The sequence below is a fragment of the Streptomyces sp. NPDC058653 genome (genome assembly GCF_042716895.1).
GTDB lineage: Bacteria > Actinomycetota > Actinomycetes > Streptomycetales > Streptomycetaceae > Streptomyces.
Genome location: NZ_JBHXRM010000049.1, coordinates 43,945 through 61,869 on the forward strand (window position 1 = coordinate 43,945; position 17,925 = coordinate 61,869).

Below are 17,925 nucleotides of genomic sequence, written 5' to 3' on the forward strand. Positions count from 1 at the left end.
CAACGAAGGAGATCGCCATGGCGCATGCGGCCGTCCCAGGCCAGTTCGAGGACCACCTGGTCTGGGCATTCCTGCACACCTTCCTCAAGTTCGGGCTCATCCACTCAGCTGTCGACGGGCCCAACGGACAGTGGTTCGTCCAGATGGGCGCCGGCGGGCGGATCCATCACCTCACCGATACGGAAGATGCCAGAGGCTTCGTCCTCCACATCCTGGAGACCGTTCACGAAGTGCAAGGGGGCGGACTGTGACGAACCCGAACCCCTCCACCCCGGAACATGGCGCCGGGCCCAACTCAGCTTCAGGCGGAGCAAGATGGAGGTTCGGACACTCCCCTGAGGGGGGAGTGTCCGAACCAGGGCCCGCCCCGGGGGTGGCGGGCACCGTCCGGCGCCAGGGGGCGCTGGACGGGAAGGCTGCGACCGGGGGCGGATCGCAGCCGGGCACGACCCCTCGCAGGGGCCGGGCCAGGGGGAAGTCGCGTCCGCGCGACAAGAAGCAGCGGCCCGCGTGCAGCGTCCGTCTCAACACCGCTGAGCGTGCCCTCATGCAGGCGGGTGCGGACCGGGCCGGTATGAGCCTGGCCGGTTTCCTCGCCTACTCCGGGATGGCCATGGCCCGCGACCAGTCCCGTACCGCGGCTGCCATCGCGACCGAACGCGACGTGCTGACCGAGCTGTTCGCCATGCGCCGCCAGCTCGGCTGGGCCGGCAGCAACCTCAACCAGGCCGCGAAAGCCCTCAACTCCGGCGGCGACGTGCCCCACCTGGCGGAGGTGATCGCCGATGTCCAGCGCGCGGCCAACGCGGTCAAGACCGCCGCCGACCGGGTCGCCAACCGCGAAGCAGGCCGGGCGAGTTGATACCGCAGATCCACAAACAGGGCAGCAACACCCTCGGTCTGCTGAACTACCTCTACGGCAAGGGCACCCACGAGGTACATGTCGACCCGCACCTCGTCGCGTCCTTCGACCACATGGCCCCCGACCCCGGCCGCGACCCGAACGCGACGAAGCAGGATCTCCAGCAACTCCTCGACCAGCCCCTGCACCTCCTCGACCCCGATCAGCGGCCCGAGAAGCACGTATGGCACTGCTCCGTGCGCGCCGCCCCCGACGACCCGGTCCTGACCGACGAACAGTGGGGTGACATCGCCCGGCGGATCGTGGCCGCGACCGGTATCGACCCCGGCGACGGCGCCGGCTGCCGCTGGGCAGCCGTCCGCCACGCGGAGGACCACATCCACATCATCGCCACCCTCGTCCGCGAAGACGGCCGCCGCCCCGACCACCACCGCTCCGGCAAACGCGCCCAGGCCGAAGCCCGCCTCATCGAGACCGACTACGACCTGCACCGCGTCAACCCCGGCGACGGCACCGCCGCGAAACGGCCCACCAGTGCCGAACGGCACAAAGCCGAACGCCACGGCCGGACCACCACCCCACGCGAACAACTGCGCGAGACGGTCCGCCGCGCGATGGCCGGCGCCACCAGCGAGAGCGAGTTCTTCGGCCGGCTTACCGCCTCCGGGTTGGTGGTCCGTCAGCGCCTTGCGCCTTCGGGTGATCTGCTCGGATACAAGGTCGCGCTGCCGGACGACCTCAACAAGGACGGGCATCCGGTGTTCTATCCCGGCTCCAAACTCGCCCCGGACCTGTCCCTCCCCCGCATCCGGGAACGCTGGTCGGCCGGCCAACCCGACCAGGGAGCCCCCTTGCGCACGAGTGCGGACGGTCCGTCGGCCGCCCGACGGCGAACCGCATCGGCTGCCTGGAGCGCGATCATGCTCATCGAGGACGGTGATGACGGCGCCGCCGCCGCGGTCATCGCGGCAGCCGGTGAGGTCCTGGACGCCCTCGCCACCACCTCCGCCGACCACACCGGCCGTGAACTGCGCGACGCCGCCTCCGCGTTCGAACGTGCCTCCCGCTCACACATCCGCGCCGCGCGCGGCCACGACCGCGCCCTGCGGCAGGCCGCCCGCGACCTCATGCACAGCGGGCCAGCCCTCGGGCAGGGGGAAGACGGCGCGACCACCGCGATGGCCATCGACATGCTGTTCTTCCTGGTCACCACCGCCGTTCACTGGCACGCGAAACACCACCACACCCAACAGGCCGCCGCCGCCCGGCATACCGTTCAACACCTGCGTGCCGCCTACCAGACCGCCGCCGCTCAACCTCTCGCCTCCCTCCACCAGCAGGGCCGGCGCCTGAGCCGCCCCCTGCGACAGCGGCAGACCGCGCTGCTGCGCGAAGCGGTGCCGGAGCTGGCGGAACACATTCTGGCCGAACAGGGCTGGCGCGTCCTCGCCGTGACCCTCGCGGAAACCGAAGCTGCGGGCCACAACCCCGTCACACTTCTCGCCGACGCCGCCGCACGCCGCGAACTCGACACCGCCCAGTCCATCAGCGAGACCCTCGCCTGGCGACTGCGCCGCACCGCCGACCTGCCCGCCGACACCAGCGAAACGGCAAACGACAAACAGACCACAGCGCCCGTGCCCCGAACGGCGCCCCCAGAACAGTCCGGGCCCCGGCACGGCCGGAGATGAGTGTGCACTTTGTGAATTGAAACCGGCTCAGCGTCCAGGGCACGATGATGACGCGTACAGGACGAGACGAGGGAGACCAGGTTGTTCAACCGGATAGGCCGCCGCCGCGCGGAGCGGGAGTTCGCCGAAATACGCCGCCAGCACGCGGAGTTCCTCGCGCGGGTGGCCGACGAGCCACTGAACCCCGCACAGCCGGCCGACCCGCTGGCGCCGCCCGCCGAGCCGGGGGCCGTGGTGGACGACTTCCTCCCGCCGGAGCTGCGCGTCCCGAGCCACGACCAGGTCGACGGCCGGGCGATGCCCTGGGCGTGGCCGGTCGTCCTCGACGGCGAGATGGTGGCCTGTGCCGTGTGCGGCGCGTACCGGGACTGGCTCGTCCTCTCCACCCGCGACCAGATCTGGCTGCGCTGCCGGGCAAGCCATCAGCAGCACGAGACACGTCTGGACACCGCCTGGTACAACCGGCATGCTGGCCCGGCGGACGCGATGCATGCGACGTTCGAGGAATGCCTGCGCCATCTCGGCCACTGACCACCTCTCCTACGACCAACAGGGCCCATGGGCCGGACTGACCGCCCGTCACCTAGCACCAAGGGGTCAGTTTTCTCATGCGCGTTCGCGTCTCCATCAGCACCGTCCTCGGCGTCACCGCCGCCCTCACCCTGACCGCGTGCTCGCCCAGCGGCACCGAGTCCCGGCCGGCCGCAGGCTCCTCCGCCAGCACCGACAGCCCGGCCGACAACGACCGCGACGACGCTGTGTTGTCGTCTCCCGAGCTGGTGTCGCGCCTGCTCGGCGAGAGCGACCTCGGTACCGGATACACCCGTAAGCCCGAACAGCCCTCCGGGAACGACGACGTCACCGTTCTCGGCTGCCCCGCGCTGGATGAGCTGGGTGCCGACGCGGCCACCGGGTCCGGCGGCGGGCTGGGCTTCCCCCGCCGTGCGAAGGCCGCTTTCACCTACACCGGCAACGGCGAGGTGACCGAGGAGTTGTACAGCGACACCGGTAGCAAGCTGTCCGACGCCACCGGCCGGATCCTCGACGCCATGACCGGCTGCCCCGCCTACCAGGTCCTCGCCGGCAGCACCCCGATCGACATCACCACACAGGAGGTGCCCGCTCCTCGGCTCGGGGACGAGCGGTGGAGCCACCTGCTGACCTTCTCCTCCGAAGGAGCGGACATGGTGGTGAAGCAGACCGCGATCCGGGACGGCAGCGTGCTGCTGATCGTCTCCGGCTCCCCCGCTCTCGTCAACCGGCATCTCGACACGGCGCTCGCCAAGGCCACAGCCATCGGCTGACACCCGCCGAACACGCCCTGCTCCTCGACCTGCCAGGGTCGACGGGCAGCGCTGCGTTCCGCGCCGGAACGCCGCATCTGGAGAGCGCGAGAAGCCCGGCGCCCCTCGCGGGTGCCGGGCTTCGTACGTCGAACGAAACAGGCTCCGGGGGCTGTTCACCCGGCCGGGGCACGCAGGAGCCGGTCCCGTGTGCTCTCGGGCCCCACCCGGCGCAGGACCGGTGCGGTGGAGCTGAGGGATGCGGCGAATGGCGCGACGAGATCGTGCGGCACGCCGGCGGAGAACGACGCCGCCCACAAGTACGGTGCGCCGAGAGCGGGTTCGGACCACGCCTGCCACCCCTCGCGTCCCGCCTCGTCCGGCGCGACGGTCAGCGTCCGGGGGTCGCCGTCCTGGATGAGGGGCGGCACCCCGCCGAGGCTGAGGCGGGTGGTGAACGTCGGGTCCGTCGCCCTGGCATCGAGTTGGTCGATGTCGCGGAGCCAGCCGTGCGCGGTGACCGCGTCGAGGACCAGCTCGGGGCCGCCGAGCGACACGGCGGGCCGGTTGTGGGCGTCGAGTGCGTGGAGGAAGTCGCCGAGGACCTCGCCGGGGATCTCGGGGGTGAAGTAGGCCGACCACGCGGCGAGCGGACTGCCCGCGTCCGTACGGGCGGAGACCTGCCAGGCGACCGGCAGCTCCCCCAGCAGGAACGGCTCGTCGGCCAGGACCCACTGGGCCCAGCGCAACGTGTCAGGGCTGATGTGCAGGACGGTGCTGCGCAGGACCTGCCGGTCCTCCGACGCCTCGTCCGGCTCCTGCCTGCCACGGACAATCGTCAGGCTCGTCCAGCCGAGGCCGGTGAGCGTGTCGGCCACCGCGTCGTAGAGCCGGCCGTCGTCACCGGCCAGATGCCGGGGACCCACCCAGTACGCGGCCGGCGCACCGCCCGGCGGTACCGGGCCGAGCGGGAAGTTCGGGTTCAACAACACCTCCATGAGATCGGACGGGCACTAGTGCCCATCGGTACGGCGCGCGGTGCGGCGAGCCCGTCGCGGGGGCGCCTGGACGGGCCCCTGCCAAGTCAGGGCAACAGCGGCATCGGACGGCAGGGGCCCGAGCTGACTGCTCGGATCCGGGCCCTCGGCCAGATAGACGACCGGCTGTCCTCTCCCATCGTCGGCCTGGACCACTTGGGTGAGGCGGTGCGCCATCGGGAAAAACGGGTTCATCGCCAGACGCACCAGCGTGCCCCGGTCGCAGGTGGACAGCAGATCGATGAGATCGCCGACGGTCATCTCCGGCTGAGCTTCCATGAGCATTTCTCCTCGTGGCGAAAGGGGGACGGGGTCGGCCGGATGTGCCCAGCAGATCGCCCAGAGGGCTGATGGCATCGGGCGCGGGTCTGGACAGGTCACGGCGCATCCAGAGCTGCATAAGGGCCGGCACCGAGAGAAAATCTCTCTGACCTGGGGTTTCCGGAGAAGGTCGTCTACGTTGACATGCCGTCACGACCGTTGGCCAGTCTTTGCGGGATCTCTCCTGTCTGCCTCCGGCGAACTGCTGTCCCTTGTCATCCAATCGAGTCGCTTGACAGCGAACTCACGAAGTGGCGCTCCCGAAGTCCCCAGGCGGTAAGGGGAAACGGGTGGCCGATCGCGGGCCTGTGGGTGCATGCTGGTCTGTTTCCCACGGTGAGGAGGATTGGATAGAGATCCGGTCGCTTGACGATTTGCGCACTGCGGACGGTCTGTCGCTGGCGTTCAACCCGTATGGGCTCGGCAGCCGCATGACGGCCGAGGATGCCGCGGAGTTCCAGCAGCGGCAGATCGCTGACTGCGACTTGGGGAAGGGTGTCGCGGCAGGAACACGTGACTCGTTTGAGCGGCTGCGTACCGTCTTCGCCTATGGCGTGTTCTGCTACGACGTGTACACCTTGGTCGGAGATCAGGCGCTCCTCATCTACGAGCAGGCGTTGCGTGACCGCTTTATGGAATGGTGCGCCGGCACCATCACCTTCCGAATCCCCTTGGCTCCGGACGCCTCTTTCACCGTCACGTCGTACGACGATGTCCAGAAGCACGCGCTGGGGATGAGGCAACAACGCGGAAAGCTGCTCGTCGCCACGAACGTCGTGGAGTTCAACGGCATGCTGCACGGCCTTCGCGGGTGGGCGCGTGCGGCAGGTCTGCTCAGCGGGCGGCGCAGTCGTGTGGTCGAAGATGCGCTGGCGAAGTTGCGCAACCATGTCGCCCATCCCTCTGGCCATCATGTTGACACGCCAGTCGAGGCGGCACGGACGGTGAGGGATCTGGCGGAGCTGATCAACCAGTTGTGGGGGCAGGCCACTCCCGGAGGGCGCCTGTATCCGGCGCCTCTGCGCCGGGAGATCGCCGTGCTGAGCTGGAATGGCGGCGTGCGGGTGCGAATGGAGCCTGCCGAAGCACTCGTCGACCGCGCCGCCGGGGAGGAGCAGAAGGAGGACGAGTATCAGCACGTCGTGGTGCGGGCCATCCCCTTCATCCCAGACAGCCGTTGGAACGACGACCACTGGGCGGAATTCGACACCCGCTACGAGACCACGCGGTTCCCGATAGATTACCTGTGGGGCCCAGGTACCCGCGAGGAGGCCCGGGCGTGGCTGGAGCACGAGCAACCCGAGGGAGACTGCGTCGACTTCACCAACCGGGTGTTCCTCGTCCAGGACCACGGACGCCTGCTGCCACCGATGCGGCCAGTGGTAGCGGCCGGGCTGCCCGACCATGAACACATCGGGGTCTGGTATGCCGTGCGGGCCGACTTCCCTGACGACGCCTTCGCACACGTCCGGGGCACCGGGGATCGCAGCGCCGGCCACGTCCGCCGTCCCGGAGACTGTCGTGTCTGTTCGGTTGAAGTCCTTGGCTCGGGTTCCTATGAGGAAGCCCTGCGCGCCACGGCAGCCGTGCTCGGGCCGATCCAGGCGCTACAGCTGCCTTCCGTCCGGCTTCCCATGTCGATGTTCTGGCCCGACCGCGAGTGAGCAGTGCACTCAGAGGAGTCGGGTGGCGGGCCAGCAATGGGCGTTTACTCGGCTCCACCCAACTCGGGACAGCACAAGGGCCCCCTTCAGACCTGGAGCGATTCAGTCGGGGATACCCCGTACGAGCCGGACGAGCATTGACATTCGGTCCCGCCGGCACACCGACGAGCACGAGCGGTGGCTGGCTGGACGAGATCCTGCTGTCGCGACCATCCCTCCAGCCCAGCCGCGCACTAGGCGGCGTTGGCATCAGGGGACTGCGGTGACGCGGAGTGCCGGGCTAGAGCCTCCACGCCGCGGTCATCCAATCCAGTCGTCGCAGTTCAGAACTCCGTCGTCGACTAACTGTCCCGGCCTTTCTTCTATCGATCTTGGAAAAGCACGGCCAGAGAGCCGGAGTCGTGAAATCTCAGCACTACTCTGTAGCCCTGCGTTTCGTTCGACCGCGATGGAGAGGACTCAAGGCGACACGATGAAGCTGGCGGTACTGATCGACGCCGACAACGCTCAACCGGGGGCTGTCGAGGAATTGTTGGCGGAGGTTGCCAAGTACGGAACCGCGCACGTCAAACGCGCCTACGGCGACTGGACCGGTACACGGCTCAGAGGCTGGAAGGATCATCTGCTGGCCCAGTCCATCCAGCCGATCCAGCAGTTCGCTTACACCAGTGGTAAGAACGCCACCGACTCCGCGATGGTCATCGACGCGATGGACCTTCTATACTCGGGGCGCTTCGATGGGTTCTGCATCGTCTCCAGCGACAGCGACTTCACTCGCCTCGCCGCCCGCATCCGGGAGTCCGGCCTGACCGTCTACGGATTCGGCGAACGCAAGACCCCCAAACCCTTCGTCGCGGCGTGCGACAAGTTCATCTACGTCGAGAACCTCAAGAGCGCCGCCATCCAGACGGAGGCCAAACCGAGTGCGCGCGCCTCGGCAGCCACGCTGAAGGGTGACACCACGCTGGTCAACCTGCTTCGCCACGCCGTGGAGGCAGCATCAGACGACGACGGCTGGGCTCACCTCGCAAGCGTGGGCAACATCATCACGAAGCAGCGTTCCGATTTCGACTCCCGCACGTATGGGTACGTCAAGCTGAGCGACCTCCTCACCGCTACCGGCCTGTTCGAGATGGAACGCCGTACGCCCGGCGCAGGCAAGGCATCCGTTATGTACGCCCGCGACAGGCGGCGCCACAACGGCGGCACTCTCAAGCAGACGATGCCGCAAGGCTGATCTCCCGCTTGGCCGTGAACCCGGAAGCGCGGGATGGGTACCGAAGCTGTGCAGCCGAAGCAGCTGAGGGCAGGCAGAAGTCCGTGGTCGGGCCGTGCACCACGCGCGCATCACGCGGACCGGCTCCCGGCCGTCTCGCCTAAGACACCCCACGCGCCGGGTGGGGGCCCGATGGGGAAGCCGGATGACGTGCTGTCGTCCGGCACCTGAGGCATGGGGCCTGTCTGCCCCGTGCAGTTGTAGCCACCGCCCCCGCACGTCCTTCCGCGATAGCGTGAGAACGTGTGGGACCCGTCCTGAAGCACGGCTTGGGGGATCAGAGAATGCCGCTCAGTACGGAAGATCCGGAGTCGATCGGCGGTTACCAGCTGGAAGACCGACTTGGATCAGGCGGTATGGGTATCGTTTACCAGGGCCGGTCGGGCTCGGGCCGCAAGGTTGCAGTAAAGGTGGTGTACCAGCAGTTCGCTGACGACGTCGAGTTCCGGGCCCGGTTCCGCCGGGAGGTCACTGCTGCGCGCCGGATAAGTGTAGCTTTCACGGCGGCAGTTGTCGATGCCGACCAGGGTGCCGCACACCCGCGGATGGCAACCTCGTACATTCCTGGCCCCACACTTGCGCAACGGGTCGCCGAAGATGGCCCGCTGGACAGTGCGGAGTTGGGGAAGCTTGCGGTCGGGCTGTCCGAAGCGCTCCGGGATATCCACCGTGTGGGGGTGGCGCACCGTGATCTGAAGCCATCGAACGTCATCCTGTCCGAAGATGGTCCCCGCGTCATCGACTTCGGAATCTCCCGCGCGTCCGACGAACAGCACCTGACGGCGACAGGTCAGGTCATGGGCACTCCGCCGTTCATGTCACCGGAGCAGTTCGTGTGCCAAAGGATGTCGGGCCTGAGACCGATGTCTTTTCCTTGGCCTGTGTCCTGGTGTATGCGGCATCCGGGCATAGCCCGTTCGAAGCGGAGAAGGCTTACATGACGGCGTACCGCGTAGTCCATGATCCGCCCAGGCTGGGTGACCTGCCTGAGGTGCTGCGAGGCATCGTTACGGACTGTCTGGAGAAGGACCCGTCGAAGCGACTGGCTCTGGATGAACTGCTGGAGCGTTTACGGGAGCTCTCAAGTGGAGTACGTACGGGTTCGTCGGTCCTCAGTGAGGGGCGATGGGCCCATGTCAGCAGGTCAGGTTTCGGTGTTCGAGCGCTCCCTCAGCCATGTGGGATTTCTGCAATCACTGGCAGATTTTGCGAGTGGCGCTCGTAATCTGCGTGTTCGTAAAGGATTTCGAAACTCGTCGCCTCGCGCTGGTCTCCGGGGAGAGCGAGGTCGGCGCTTCTGGCGCGCCCGAGAGTCTCGCCGACGTCGTGACTCTTCACCGGGGCCGCAGCGCTGCCGCCGGTGCCCGGGACGAGCGGGGGTACTTCTTCGACACCTTGGCCGAGTATCAGTGGGCGAGGGACGCGGCCGGGCTGATGCCGAGCAGCATTGATCAACTGGTCAAGCCGGTGATCGAGGTCTGCGAGTTCTACGACTTGGTGCCGTGGAGGCTCGTCTCCAGGGACCTGGACAGGTACTTCGCCGGTCCGGGGAAGCGGGCGCGGTCCACGGTCCGGGCGAAGATCAGCAACATCGACCGGTACTTCGCGTTCCTGGAGCAGCGGTACGCCGGGGAGATCGCCCGGCTGTTCGGCGCGGTGGTGGAGTCGCCGGTCGACCCGTTCAACCGGCCCCGGCACCGCGGGGACTTCGGGCTGCGGGTTCCGCCGTCGCAGCGGGCGGTGAAGGTGTTCTTCGCCCGGTGGCGGGATGCGTTGTCGCTCGCGCGGAAGGTGGCGGTGGCCTGCCGGGACTACGTCATGTCGAAGATGGCGTACGTGTCCGGGGTCCGGGCGGCGGAGCTGTGCGGGGTGAGGCTGACGGACGTGCACTGGGAGGCCGGGCAGTGGGGGCGGTTCCTGGTGCACGGCAAAGGGGCGCGCGGTTCGGGTCCCCGGCAGCGCGAGGCGTTCATGTTCGAGGAGGGCCGCGCGCTGCTGTGGTGGTACGTCGAGGAGGTGCGCGGGATGTTCGGGGACGACCCGGAGCACCCGGCAGAGGTGCTGTTCCCGTCCGAGCGGCTGCCGGGGCCGGTGGCCGCGCTGAACATGCCGGTCGCGCCGGCGATGGTGCCCGCGACGTTCCGGCGGGCGCTGAAGACGACGTCGCGGCTGTATCTGCCGGGCCCCGTCCCGGAGTTGTTCCCGCATCTGCTGCGTCACGCGTGCGCGACGCACAACTTCGAGCGGGGGATGTCGCTGTGGGAGGTCCAGCGGCTGCTGGGGCATCAGTGGACCACGACGACGGTCCGGTACCTGGCCACGACGCAGGCCGATCCGGAGAGCGCGCACCGGGCGCGGTCGGCGGCGGAGCGGGCGGGGCAGCGTCTGATCGGTGACAAGGGGAGTCTGCGGTGAAGTGGAATCTTGGCTGGGCGGCGGCACGGCAGGACATCTGGCGGCCGACGGATCTGCTGGCCGCCTTCGAGAAGGTCGGGTTCACCCCGTCGCTGAGCAAGGTGGCCGCGCTGTGGGGCGGTACGCCGGTGACGGTCCGGCTCGATGATCTCGACAAGATCTGTCAGGCCCTGGACTGCACGGTCGCCGATCTGCTGGAGGCGGAGACCATGGCGGCGACCGGCACGCTGACACAGGAACCGGAGGCGCGGGCGGTTGGCGACGACCGGGGGCCGGTGCGGCCGGTCGCGCGCCGCGGGGGGGGGCCGCGCCGTCTGAGGCCGCCGAATTGACGGGCTGGGAGCCAGGCGTGGTCATGCACCCGCGGCAGTGCGCCGCCTGCATGATGTGGGGTCTGTTCCCTTTCGCCCGTGACGGCATGTGCGCCGGGTGCGTCTCCTGGGCCGACCGGACGGCGGCGGGTCTCTGTGTGCGGTGCCGCGCCGTGCGGCACGTGGACGGTGACGGGCTGTGCCGGGCGTGCGTGTTCGCCGTCCGGGTGGAGGTGGGCGCGGGATGGGAGGCCCGTTTCCCGGCCGCGACCCAACTGCTTCTGGGTGTGGAGGGGTTGGGGCGGCAGGGGTACGACCGGTTGCCGCGCCGCTCGCGCGGCGACGCGCCGCCCGCGCTCTCCCCGCCCGTTGAAGCCGAGGAACGAGACGACCCCCGGATCTGCCCGCCTGCTGTCCGCGGCCAGCTGGTGCTGTTTCCCGTGACGCGGCGCCTGAGCCGCGCGGACGCCCGGCGGATCGACGCCCGGCACTGGCCCGAGGAAAGCGAGCTGGCCCGGCACGCCGCGGTGATAGCCACGGCGTCGGGCGTCGGCAGGTCGTGGGAGCATATGGTGATGCGGAAGGTACGGTGCGCGCTCGCCCTGCGGGACACCAAGGGAACGGACCTGGTCGCCGAAGAACTGCTGGACCAGATCCGCCTGCCGCTCACGCAGACGGCGCGGGAGGTCCTTGACCGCGCGGGACTGCTCCTTCCCCGCGTCGCGCCGCCGGTCGTCGCCCGGAAGGTCGTCGCGCGGCCTGTCGGCGGGTGTCGGCACTGCGGGAGCTGGGGGATCACGAAGAGCCTGTGCCACGGGTGTTCCTCCTGGAAGGGCAATCCCGGCCGCCACCAAGAAGGAACGTGCGGACGGTGCCGACGGGGTTCGCTGCCCGTCCACGCGCGGGAAGACTTGTGCCGGGGCTGCCTGGGATACGTCCGTGAACTGCGGCTAGACAACGAAGGGTCGTTCACTCAGCTCACGTTCGCCGGCCCTCTGGCCCACCGACTCTCCCGGCAGACCGGTGTGCTGGGGTACGCCCAAGTTAAGTCGTCACTGTCCGTGCGGGTGAGGAACCGCGCGCGCATGCCCACACCCGGTCGGCCGCGCAAGGTCTCCGTGCATCTGGTCGACCCGGCGCAACTGCCCCTGTTCTCCCTGCGCCGGGACTGGCGCCTGCTCGGGGAACTGCCCGCGGAGGAACTTCCCGCCCTGACAGAGCAGGGCCGAGCGCTGGTCGAGATGCTCGCGGCGACCTTCTCGCAGCCGGTCAGCCCTCGGCGCTACGCCCCGCGCGGCGCCGTCGTCGTGCTGCGCACGCTGCTTGCCTGGCTGGGTGCGAGCGCGCCCGTCCGCGAGAGCGACGTCCGGGATCTGAGCAGAGTCCTCATGCGCGGCAACACTTCGACTCCCCGCCTGCTGGCCTTCCTCACCGAACACGGCCTGCTGGGAGACGTTGGCGAGAGCGCTGCGGAACAGGGCGCGGACCTTCCCCGTACGGGCAGCCCGAGCGTGCTCCTCCTGCACGAGGAACGCCGCAGGTGCCATCAGGTCCGGGCGCTGGAGGAGAGAATCGCCTTGCTACCCGAGCCGATGGCCGGACAGATCCACGCCTGGGTGAGCGTCATGCGCGGCGAGGGCCGCTTCCCCCACCTGTCGGCTGGATACGAACGGATCCACCGGTACCTGTACATCCTGTGGCCCGTCCTGACCGACTGGGCGAACGCTGGCCTGGACCTGCGGCAGATCACCAACGACCTGGCTCGTGCCGCACTCGCGGCCCGGCAGGGTCACCAAGCCCGCGGCATCCACAACGCCCTGCGCAGCGTCTTCCGCGCGCTCAAGCAACAGCGCATCGTCTTCACCAACCCCATGACCGGCCTGTCTTTGACCACACCCGTCCGCCTGCCGGCCCAGCTGCCGAGCGACCGGCTGCACGGAGCCCTGGAACGTCTGGCTACACCTTCCGCACGGCTCATCGTCGCCCAGGTCGCCATCCACGGCCTGATAGCCGTCGACGTGGCCCGCCTGCAACTGGACGATGCCGACCTCGCGCACCACACACTGGCCGTGCGCCGCCGCGACGGCATCCACACCGCTCACCATCCGGCGGGCCCGCGCCTGAGCTACACCGGCTTGCGAGCCCCCTTCGAGCGGATCGGACTCAAGCCGCGCGAGGTGTGGGCCGACCGCGTACTCGACGAAGCCCGCCAAACAGCCGACCCCGTCCATCTCGTCCGCCTGTTCGGACTCCACCCGCACACCGCCGTGAAGTATGTCCACGCCGCCCACCCCGACAAGGCCCTGCCCCGGATCCGCTGAGCAGGCCAAGCATCAGGCCGGAGCCTCCCACGTCGAGATGAGCGGGCGCCTCAAGACCGAGCGCGGTGAACACCTTCCGGTGCGGCTTCCATCCAGAGCCGACGACCTGACCAGCCTTCACGCCTTCGTCAGCGGCCTCGAACGGGACCTCGCGGCCGTCACCGCCGGCCCAACGCTGCCCTGGAGCTCCAGCGTCGTCGAAGGCCACGTCAACCGGATCAAAATGATCAAGCGCCAGATGTATGGCCGGGCCGGTTTCAACCTGCTGCGGAAGGTGATGTTGACGTGGCCGATTGTCCCGGTGCCCGGCCGCCCGGCCGCAGCCCTGCCCGCCGGGCCCGGCGAAGGTGCTCCAGTAGAAGATGGGTGGGTTCGGGTGATCGTGTTCCTGAGGGCCGGCCAGCTGATGCTCCGGTCCGGGCATGGCTCCGTCCTCACCCCCGCCTTTCCCGGCCTCGCTGCAGCCCCCGGGCGCATGAACGGGGAAGGGGTCAGTGGTCGGTGAGGAGACCGGTGCGGAGTGTGGCCAGGGCGCGGGCGAGGAGGCGGGAGACATGCATCTGGGACACGCCGAGTTCGGCACCGATCTGGGACTGGGTCATCTCCTGGCCGAACCGCATCTCGATGATCCGTTTCTCCCGCTCGTCCAAACGGCCGAGGAGCGGGGCGAGGGAGTAGAGATCCTCCATCAGTTCCATCGCGGGATCGCGTTCGCCGAGGGCGTGGGCGTAGGTGATGTCGCCGCTGGCCTGTCCGTCGTCACCGGCAGGGGTGTCGAGGGACCCGGCGGTGTAGCCGGCAACGGCCACCAGGCCCTCGGTGGCCTCCTCCTCGGAGATGTTCAGGTGGCCGGCGAGTTCCCGGGTCGTGGGGTTCCTGCCGAGACGGCTCGCCAGCTCCTCACGGGCCCGGGTGATGTCACCGCTCAACTCCTGCAACCGGCGCGGTACATGCACGGCCCATGTCGTGTCGCGGAAGAACCGCTTGATCTCCCCGACGATGTAGGGGATGGCGAAGGAGCTGAACTCGACCTCGCGGGACAGGTCGAACCGGTCGATCGCCTTGATGAGCCCGATCGTTCCGACCTGGATGACGTCATCCATCTCGCCGCTGCCGCGGTTGCGGAACCGGCGGGCCGCGAACCGCACGAGCGACAGGTTCATCTCGATCAGGGTGTTACGCGCGTACTGGTACTCGTGTGTACCTTCTTCCAGCACCGTCAGCCGGTCGAGGAACAGCCTGGTCAGTACCTTGGCATCCTTCGGCGCGATCCTTTCCGCGTTCTCGATCAACGGCAGAGCGGTGCCTGGCGCGCCGTCCGTTCCCGTGTGCGTAGGAGAGTGTGCGAGCTGCGTGACCGGCATGGGGGACAACCCTTCACGGGGTGAAGAAACCAAGTGACGCACGTGTGCCCGCGTTTCGTTCCCACACACGCGGCAGAAGTACCCTTCTCTAGAAACCGGGGAAGCCTCTCAGAAGTGCTTCGCACAAACTCCGAGTTTCGAGAGGCCCTCTGTGAACGGCGACCTGCGGAAACGTGATCGCTCCGGGGGCTCTCGTGGACCTCTCACAGATGAATCATTCCTGGCAGGGGGTGGACTTCCACCGTTGGGAGGGGCGCTTCTACGATGAGGCCCCGAGCGTTCTGTACCAGCAGGTGGGAAGTGTAGCGGCGGATGTTTTCGGTTCAGGTCGGGACGGCGGCGGGAACTGCGGTGCTCCAGCTCCGTGGGGAACTGGATGTCGAAAGCGTGGTGCAGCTGGACGAGGCCGGGGAGATTGCGGTGCGGTCCACATCGGCGCTGGTGGTGGTCGACTGTGCAGCTCTATCCTTCTGCGATTCATCCGGTTGTATCAGAGTCTGTCGGCCCACGGAGGGCGGCTGCGGCTGGCGTCGGTGGCCAAGGTCTTCTCGCTCACCGGGCTGGACATGGTGATCCCCGTGCATACAAGCCCCGAACTGGCCTTTGCCGCCGACCAGAACGAGCGTGACAGGGCGGCCGGTGCCAGAGCGGCCAGCGGAGCTGCTGGGTCCTGGGTTGGCGGAGGCATCTGCCGAAGAGGCGAATCTGCGCGGGCTGTTCGGTGAGTCCACCGCGCTATTCGCCTCGATGGCCGGGCCTGTCCACCTGTTGGAGGCTGCGAACCCGGCCTTCTTCACCGCTGTCGGCCTTAGGGCGTAACGCACCGGGCTGCCGCTCGGGCAGTTGATGCCCGAGCTTGCCGAGCAGGGCTTCATCACGCTTCTGGACCGTGTCTACCGCACCGGTCAGCCCTACACCGGCCGTAACGCACGGGTGCTGCTGGGCGAGGGCGCGCAGCTGCGTGAGGCGTTCTTCGACTTCACCTACGAGCCTCGCCGGGATGTGGGCGGCAATGTGATGGGGGTGCGGATGATCGGGGTGGAGACCACTCAGGTCATCCGCACCCAGCGGCTGACGGCCGAACACCGTGCCCTGCTGGAGCAGATCGCCCGCGAGGCCCCTGGAGGAGGTTCTGGAGGGGATGGCGAAAGTCATCTCGGACCTGTCGCCGGAGTTCTTGTCTCGGTCCTGCTGGCCGACGAGGATGGTCTTCATCTGCGGCACGGCGCCGCCCCGAGCCTGCCCGCCTTCTACAATCAGGCCATCGACGGTATCGCCACTGGCGACGGCATCGGGTCCTGCGGCACCGCCGCGCACCGCCGGCAGCGTGTCGTGGTCTCCGACATCGCCACCGACCCGTTCTGGGACGACTTCCGTGACCTGGCCGAGCACGCCGGCCTTGCCGCCTGCTTGTCCACCCCCATCCTGGGCCGTGAGGAGCAGCTGCAGGGGACCTTCGCGATGTGCCACCGCGTCCCGCGTGTTCCCGTCGAGGCCGACCTCGCGCTCGCCGGTGTCTTCGCCGGCACCGCGGCGCTGGCCATCGAACGCCACCACGCCGAGAAAGCCCGTCTGGCCGCCGAGGCGGGAGAGAAGGCAGCCCGTGACGACCTGGCGTTCCTCCTCAAGGCCAGCACCACCCTCGGCTCCGACCTCCACTACGCCCAGACGCTTGAGCGGCTGGCCGCGCTATGCGTGCCGGCCCTGGTTCCGCTGTGCGCCGTCGACGCCATCGAGCAGGGGCGGGTGCGCCGTATAGCCACCGCTGCCCCGACCGAGGAGGCTCGGCAGTTGCTGGCCTCCCACATCCCGGTCTACGACGCTGCGGACGACGCGGTGGCCCGGGTCCTCGCGACCTCGCTGACCGAAGTCGCCCGCCGCACCCCCACCGGACCCGGCCCGTGGCAGGAGCTGGGCGTGACCGGGTACCTGTCCGTGCCGCTGGCCGACCGCGGCCAGACCTTCGCCACCCTGACGTTGCTGACCACCGGCGACCACGTCTTCGACGGACATGCCGTGGCCCTGGCGGAGGAACTGGCCCGCCGCGCCTCTACGGCCGCCGGCAACGCCCGCCAGTACACCGAGCGTGCCGCCCTCGCCCGCGACCTGCAAGCCGGTCTTCTCCTGCCCGACCTGCCCACCCTGCCCGGCGCGGAGCTGGCCACCTACTACCACCCCGCCGGTGAAGGGCTGGAGATCGGCGGCGACTTCTACGACGCCTTCCCCCTGGAGGACGGCAACTGGGCTCTCATGCTAGGAGACGTCTGCGGCCGCGGCGCGCTGGCCGCCACCACCACCGCCCTGGTCCGGCACACCGTCCGCGCCGTCGCCTCGTTCCTGCCCGGCCCCGAAGCAGTCGTCCAGGCCGTCAACCACGCACTGATCAAACGGCACGGCAGTCACGGCACCGGCTTCGTCACCCTCGTCTACGGCCACTTCACTGCCACCGAGGGCGGACCGGAGATAGAACTCGTCCGAGCCAGCCGCACCCTCCCCCTGCACCTCACCACGGACGGCGCACATCCCGTCCACATCGACGGCCCGCTCCTCGGCGTGCTGCCACGCCCCCGCCTGGACTCACGCCGCATCAGCCTCGCCCCCGGGCAGAGCCTGGTCCTCTACACCGACGGCATCACCGAAGCCCGCAACAGGGCGAACCAACTGTTCGACGAGGACCGGCTCATCCAGGCACTCAATTCCGCACCACGCCGGGCCCCGGACGTCCTGGGCGCCCTCACCGCCGCGGTCCGCTCCTTCACCGATGGCCGCGACATCGACGACGACCAAGCCGTACTCGTCCTGACCGTCACCCATCCCGGCGCGGACAGGGGGCAATGAGCCATGCAGTCGAGGGGCCCCATCGCGCTCATGAGCGAGTGGACACACCTGTTCGTTGTCCTCCTGGAGGGCGAGGGGGGCGAGGCAAAGGACCTCGCTCTGGTCGAGCTTGCTCTGGAGTCCGCCCAGCGCTCCGGCAAACAGGTCGTGGTCAACCTGTCCGGCGTGCGGGTCATGGGCGTACACCTGCTGGGCGAACTCCTCAAACCCGTCCGCCTCGGGAAACCCACCCCGTGGCTCGCCGGACCGCTGAACAGCCATGCCGAAAGCACTCTGACGGTGACCGGGGCAGCTGACGCGTTTCGAATCTTCCCCACGCTCATGGCCGCAGCAGCGGCCTCCTGACCGCCAACCGGTCTGCTGGGGAGGAACTGCGCTCACGGTGCGACCGGGGGCAGCGTCGGGATGGGAGCGATTCGACGAACGCGGTGGGGCTGTGGTTCGTCGACCGTACGTCCACTTGTATCGCCCACTTGCAGCTCCCGTAAGGAGAACCCGAAAGTGGTGGGGGGCGCGCACCCACACCGAGGTTATCTGCGCGA

At 68.7% G+C, this 17,925-nt stretch carries 17 protein-coding genes and 1 pseudogene; 15 read left to right on the forward strand and 3 right to left on the reverse strand.

The annotated features are described in order from the left end of the window. The first annotated feature begins 17 nt into the window (after nucleotides 1-17). From ACFWU9_RS31020 to ACFWU9_RS31040, 5 genes are all read left to right on the forward strand, one after another. Nucleotides 18-251 carry a hypothetical protein gene (locus tag ACFWU9_RS31020; RefSeq protein ID WP_384324345.1) on the forward strand — a complete coding sequence of 78 codons (234 nt, stop codon included), beginning with the start codon at nucleotides 18-20 and terminating at the stop codon, nucleotides 249-251. 296 nt (nucleotides 252-547) lie between these two features. Next, complete coding sequence (locus ACFWU9_RS31025) at nucleotides 548-862, forward strand: mobilization protein (RefSeq protein WP_384324347.1); 315 nt, start codon at nucleotides 548-550, stop codon at nucleotides 860-862. After that, nucleotides 859-2,553: a mobilization protein gene (locus ACFWU9_RS31030; protein WP_384324349.1), complete on the forward strand. Its 1,695-nt coding sequence runs from the start codon at nucleotides 859-861 to the stop codon at nucleotides 2,551-2,553. The genes ACFWU9_RS31025 and ACFWU9_RS31030 overlap by 4 nt, the downstream gene beginning before the upstream one ends. Nucleotides 2,554-2,634: 81 nt before the next feature. Then, nucleotides 2,635-3,084: a hypothetical protein gene (locus ACFWU9_RS31035; RefSeq protein WP_384324351.1), complete on the forward strand. Its 450-nt coding sequence runs from the start codon at nucleotides 2,635-2,637 to the stop codon at nucleotides 3,082-3,084. Between the two features lie 77 nt (nucleotides 3,085-3,161). Next, nucleotides 3,162-3,857: a hypothetical protein gene (locus tag ACFWU9_RS31040; RefSeq protein WP_384324353.1), complete on the forward strand. Its 696-nt coding sequence runs from the start codon at nucleotides 3,162-3,164 to the stop codon at nucleotides 3,855-3,857. 155 nt (nucleotides 3,858-4,012) lie between these two features. Here ACFWU9_RS31040 and ACFWU9_RS31045 read toward each other — a convergent pair whose 3' ends face one another. Then, nucleotides 4,013-4,834 carry a DUF317 domain-containing protein gene (locus ACFWU9_RS31045; protein WP_384324355.1) on the reverse strand — a complete coding sequence of 274 codons (822 nt, stop codon included), beginning with the start codon at nucleotides 4,832-4,834 and terminating at the stop codon, nucleotides 4,013-4,015. Between the two features lie 15 nt (nucleotides 4,835-4,849). Further along, the gene (locus ACFWU9_RS31050) at nucleotides 4,850-5,152 is read right to left on the reverse strand and encodes a hypothetical protein (protein ID WP_384324357.1); all 303 of its coding nucleotides are present in this window, start codon (nucleotides 5,150-5,152) and stop codon (nucleotides 4,850-4,852) included. A gap of 332 nt (nucleotides 5,153-5,484) precedes the next feature. Here ACFWU9_RS31050 and ACFWU9_RS31055 point away from each other — a divergent pair, with 332 nt between their 5' ends. The 7 genes and pseudogenes from ACFWU9_RS31055 to ACFWU9_RS31085 all read left to right on the forward strand — a co-directional run bounded on the left by ACFWU9_RS31055 (nucleotide 5,485) and on the right by ACFWU9_RS31085 (nucleotide 13,686). Beyond that, nucleotides 5,485-6,858 (forward strand): hypothetical protein, encoded by a 1,374-nt coding sequence (locus ACFWU9_RS31055; protein ID WP_384324359.1) that lies wholly within the window; start codon nucleotides 5,485-5,487, stop codon nucleotides 6,856-6,858. A gap of 472 nt (nucleotides 6,859-7,330) precedes the next feature. Continuing rightward, entirely contained in the window at nucleotides 7,331-8,095 is a 765-nt protein-coding gene (locus ACFWU9_RS31060) for an NYN domain-containing protein (RefSeq protein WP_384324361.1), read from the forward strand. 323 nt (nucleotides 8,096-8,418) lie between these two features. Then, nucleotides 8,419-9,236 (forward strand): annotated as a pseudogene (locus ACFWU9_RS31065) (serine/threonine-protein kinase); the annotation flags it as partial. A 110-nt stretch (nucleotides 9,237-9,346) separates the two neighbouring features. Then, complete coding sequence (locus ACFWU9_RS31070) at nucleotides 9,347-10,549, forward strand: tyrosine-type recombinase/integrase (protein WP_384324363.1); 1,203 nt, start codon at nucleotides 9,347-9,349, stop codon at nucleotides 10,547-10,549. Then, a complete protein-coding gene (locus ACFWU9_RS31075; RefSeq protein WP_384324365.1) occupies nucleotides 10,546-10,881 on the forward strand; it encodes a helix-turn-helix domain-containing protein in 336 nt (111 codons plus the stop codon). Before ACFWU9_RS31070 ends, ACFWU9_RS31075 begins: the two co-directional genes overlap by 4 nt. A gap of 17 nt (nucleotides 10,882-10,898) precedes the next feature. Continuing rightward, complete coding sequence (locus tag ACFWU9_RS31080) at nucleotides 10,899-13,181, forward strand: hypothetical protein (RefSeq protein WP_384324367.1); 2,283 nt, start codon at nucleotides 10,899-10,901, stop codon at nucleotides 13,179-13,181. A gap of 37 nt (nucleotides 13,182-13,218) precedes the next feature. After that, complete coding sequence (locus tag ACFWU9_RS31085) at nucleotides 13,219-13,686, forward strand: hypothetical protein (protein WP_384324369.1); 468 nt, start codon at nucleotides 13,219-13,221, stop codon at nucleotides 13,684-13,686. Here ACFWU9_RS31085 and ACFWU9_RS31090 read toward each other — a convergent pair. Beyond that, nucleotides 13,673-14,545 carry a SigB/SigF/SigG family RNA polymerase sigma factor gene (locus ACFWU9_RS31090; RefSeq protein ID WP_384324371.1) on the reverse strand — a complete coding sequence of 291 codons (873 nt, stop codon included), beginning with the start codon at nucleotides 14,543-14,545 and terminating at the stop codon, nucleotides 13,673-13,675. The two genes, ACFWU9_RS31085 and ACFWU9_RS31090, sit on opposite strands and share 14 nt — an antisense overlap. A gap of 312 nt (nucleotides 14,546-14,857) precedes the next feature. Here ACFWU9_RS31090 and ACFWU9_RS31095 point away from each other — a divergent pair, with 312 nt between their 5' ends. The 3 genes from ACFWU9_RS31095 to ACFWU9_RS31105 all read left to right on the forward strand — a co-directional run bounded on the left by ACFWU9_RS31095 (nucleotide 14,858) and on the right by ACFWU9_RS31105 (nucleotide 17,728). After that, the gene (locus ACFWU9_RS31095; RefSeq protein WP_384324373.1) at nucleotides 14,858-15,118 is read left to right on the forward strand and encodes an STAS domain-containing protein; all 261 of its coding nucleotides are present in this window, start codon (nucleotides 14,858-14,860) and stop codon (nucleotides 15,116-15,118) included. A 273-nt stretch (nucleotides 15,119-15,391) separates the two neighbouring features. Continuing rightward, entirely contained in the window at nucleotides 15,392-17,383 is a 1,992-nt protein-coding gene (locus tag ACFWU9_RS31100; protein ID WP_384324375.1) for a GAF domain-containing SpoIIE family protein phosphatase, read from the forward strand. Nucleotides 17,384-17,413: 30 nt separating this feature from the next. Further along, complete coding sequence (locus ACFWU9_RS31105) at nucleotides 17,414-17,728, forward strand: hypothetical protein (protein WP_384324377.1); 315 nt, start codon at nucleotides 17,414-17,416, stop codon at nucleotides 17,726-17,728. Nucleotides 17,729-17,925: the final 197 nt, after the last annotated feature.

Excerpts from the sequence above, each read along its gene's own strand:
- ACFWU9_RS31020 (WP_384324345.1), top strand. The coding sequence starts at position 18 with ATGGCGCATGCGGCCGTCCCAGGCCAGTTCGAGGACCACCTGGTCTGG.
- ACFWU9_RS31025 (WP_384324347.1), top strand. The coding sequence starts at position 548 with ATGCAGGCGGGTGCGGACCGGGCCGGTATGAGCCTGGCCGGTTTCCTC.
- ACFWU9_RS31040 (WP_384324353.1), top strand. The coding sequence starts at position 3,162 with ATGCGCGTTCGCGTCTCCATCAGCACCGTCCTCGGCGTCACCGCCGCC.
- ACFWU9_RS31045 (WP_384324355.1), bottom strand. The coding sequence starts at position 4,834 with ATGGAGGTGTTGTTGAACCCGAACTTCCCGCTCGGCCCGGTACCGCCG.
- ACFWU9_RS31050 (WP_384324357.1), bottom strand. The coding sequence starts at position 5,152 with ATGGAAGCTCAGCCGGAGATGACCGTCGGCGATCTCATCGATCTGCTG.
- ACFWU9_RS31060 (WP_384324361.1), top strand. The coding sequence starts at position 7,331 with ATGAAGCTGGCGGTACTGATCGACGCCGACAACGCTCAACCGGGGGCT.
- ACFWU9_RS31085 (WP_384324369.1), top strand. The coding sequence starts at position 13,219 with ATGAGCGGGCGCCTCAAGACCGAGCGCGGTGAACACCTTCCGGTGCGG.
- ACFWU9_RS31090 (WP_384324371.1), bottom strand. The coding sequence starts at position 14,545 with ATGCCGGTCACGCAGCTCGCACACTCTCCTACGCACACGGGAACGGAC.
- ACFWU9_RS31095 (WP_384324373.1), top strand. The coding sequence starts at position 14,858 with ATGTTTTCGGTTCAGGTCGGGACGGCGGCGGGAACTGCGGTGCTCCAG.
- ACFWU9_RS31100 (WP_384324375.1), top strand. The coding sequence starts at position 15,392 with ATGCCCGAGCTTGCCGAGCAGGGCTTCATCACGCTTCTGGACCGTGTC.
- ACFWU9_RS31105 (WP_384324377.1), top strand. The coding sequence starts at position 17,414 with ATGAGCGAGTGGACACACCTGTTCGTTGTCCTCCTGGAGGGCGAGGGG.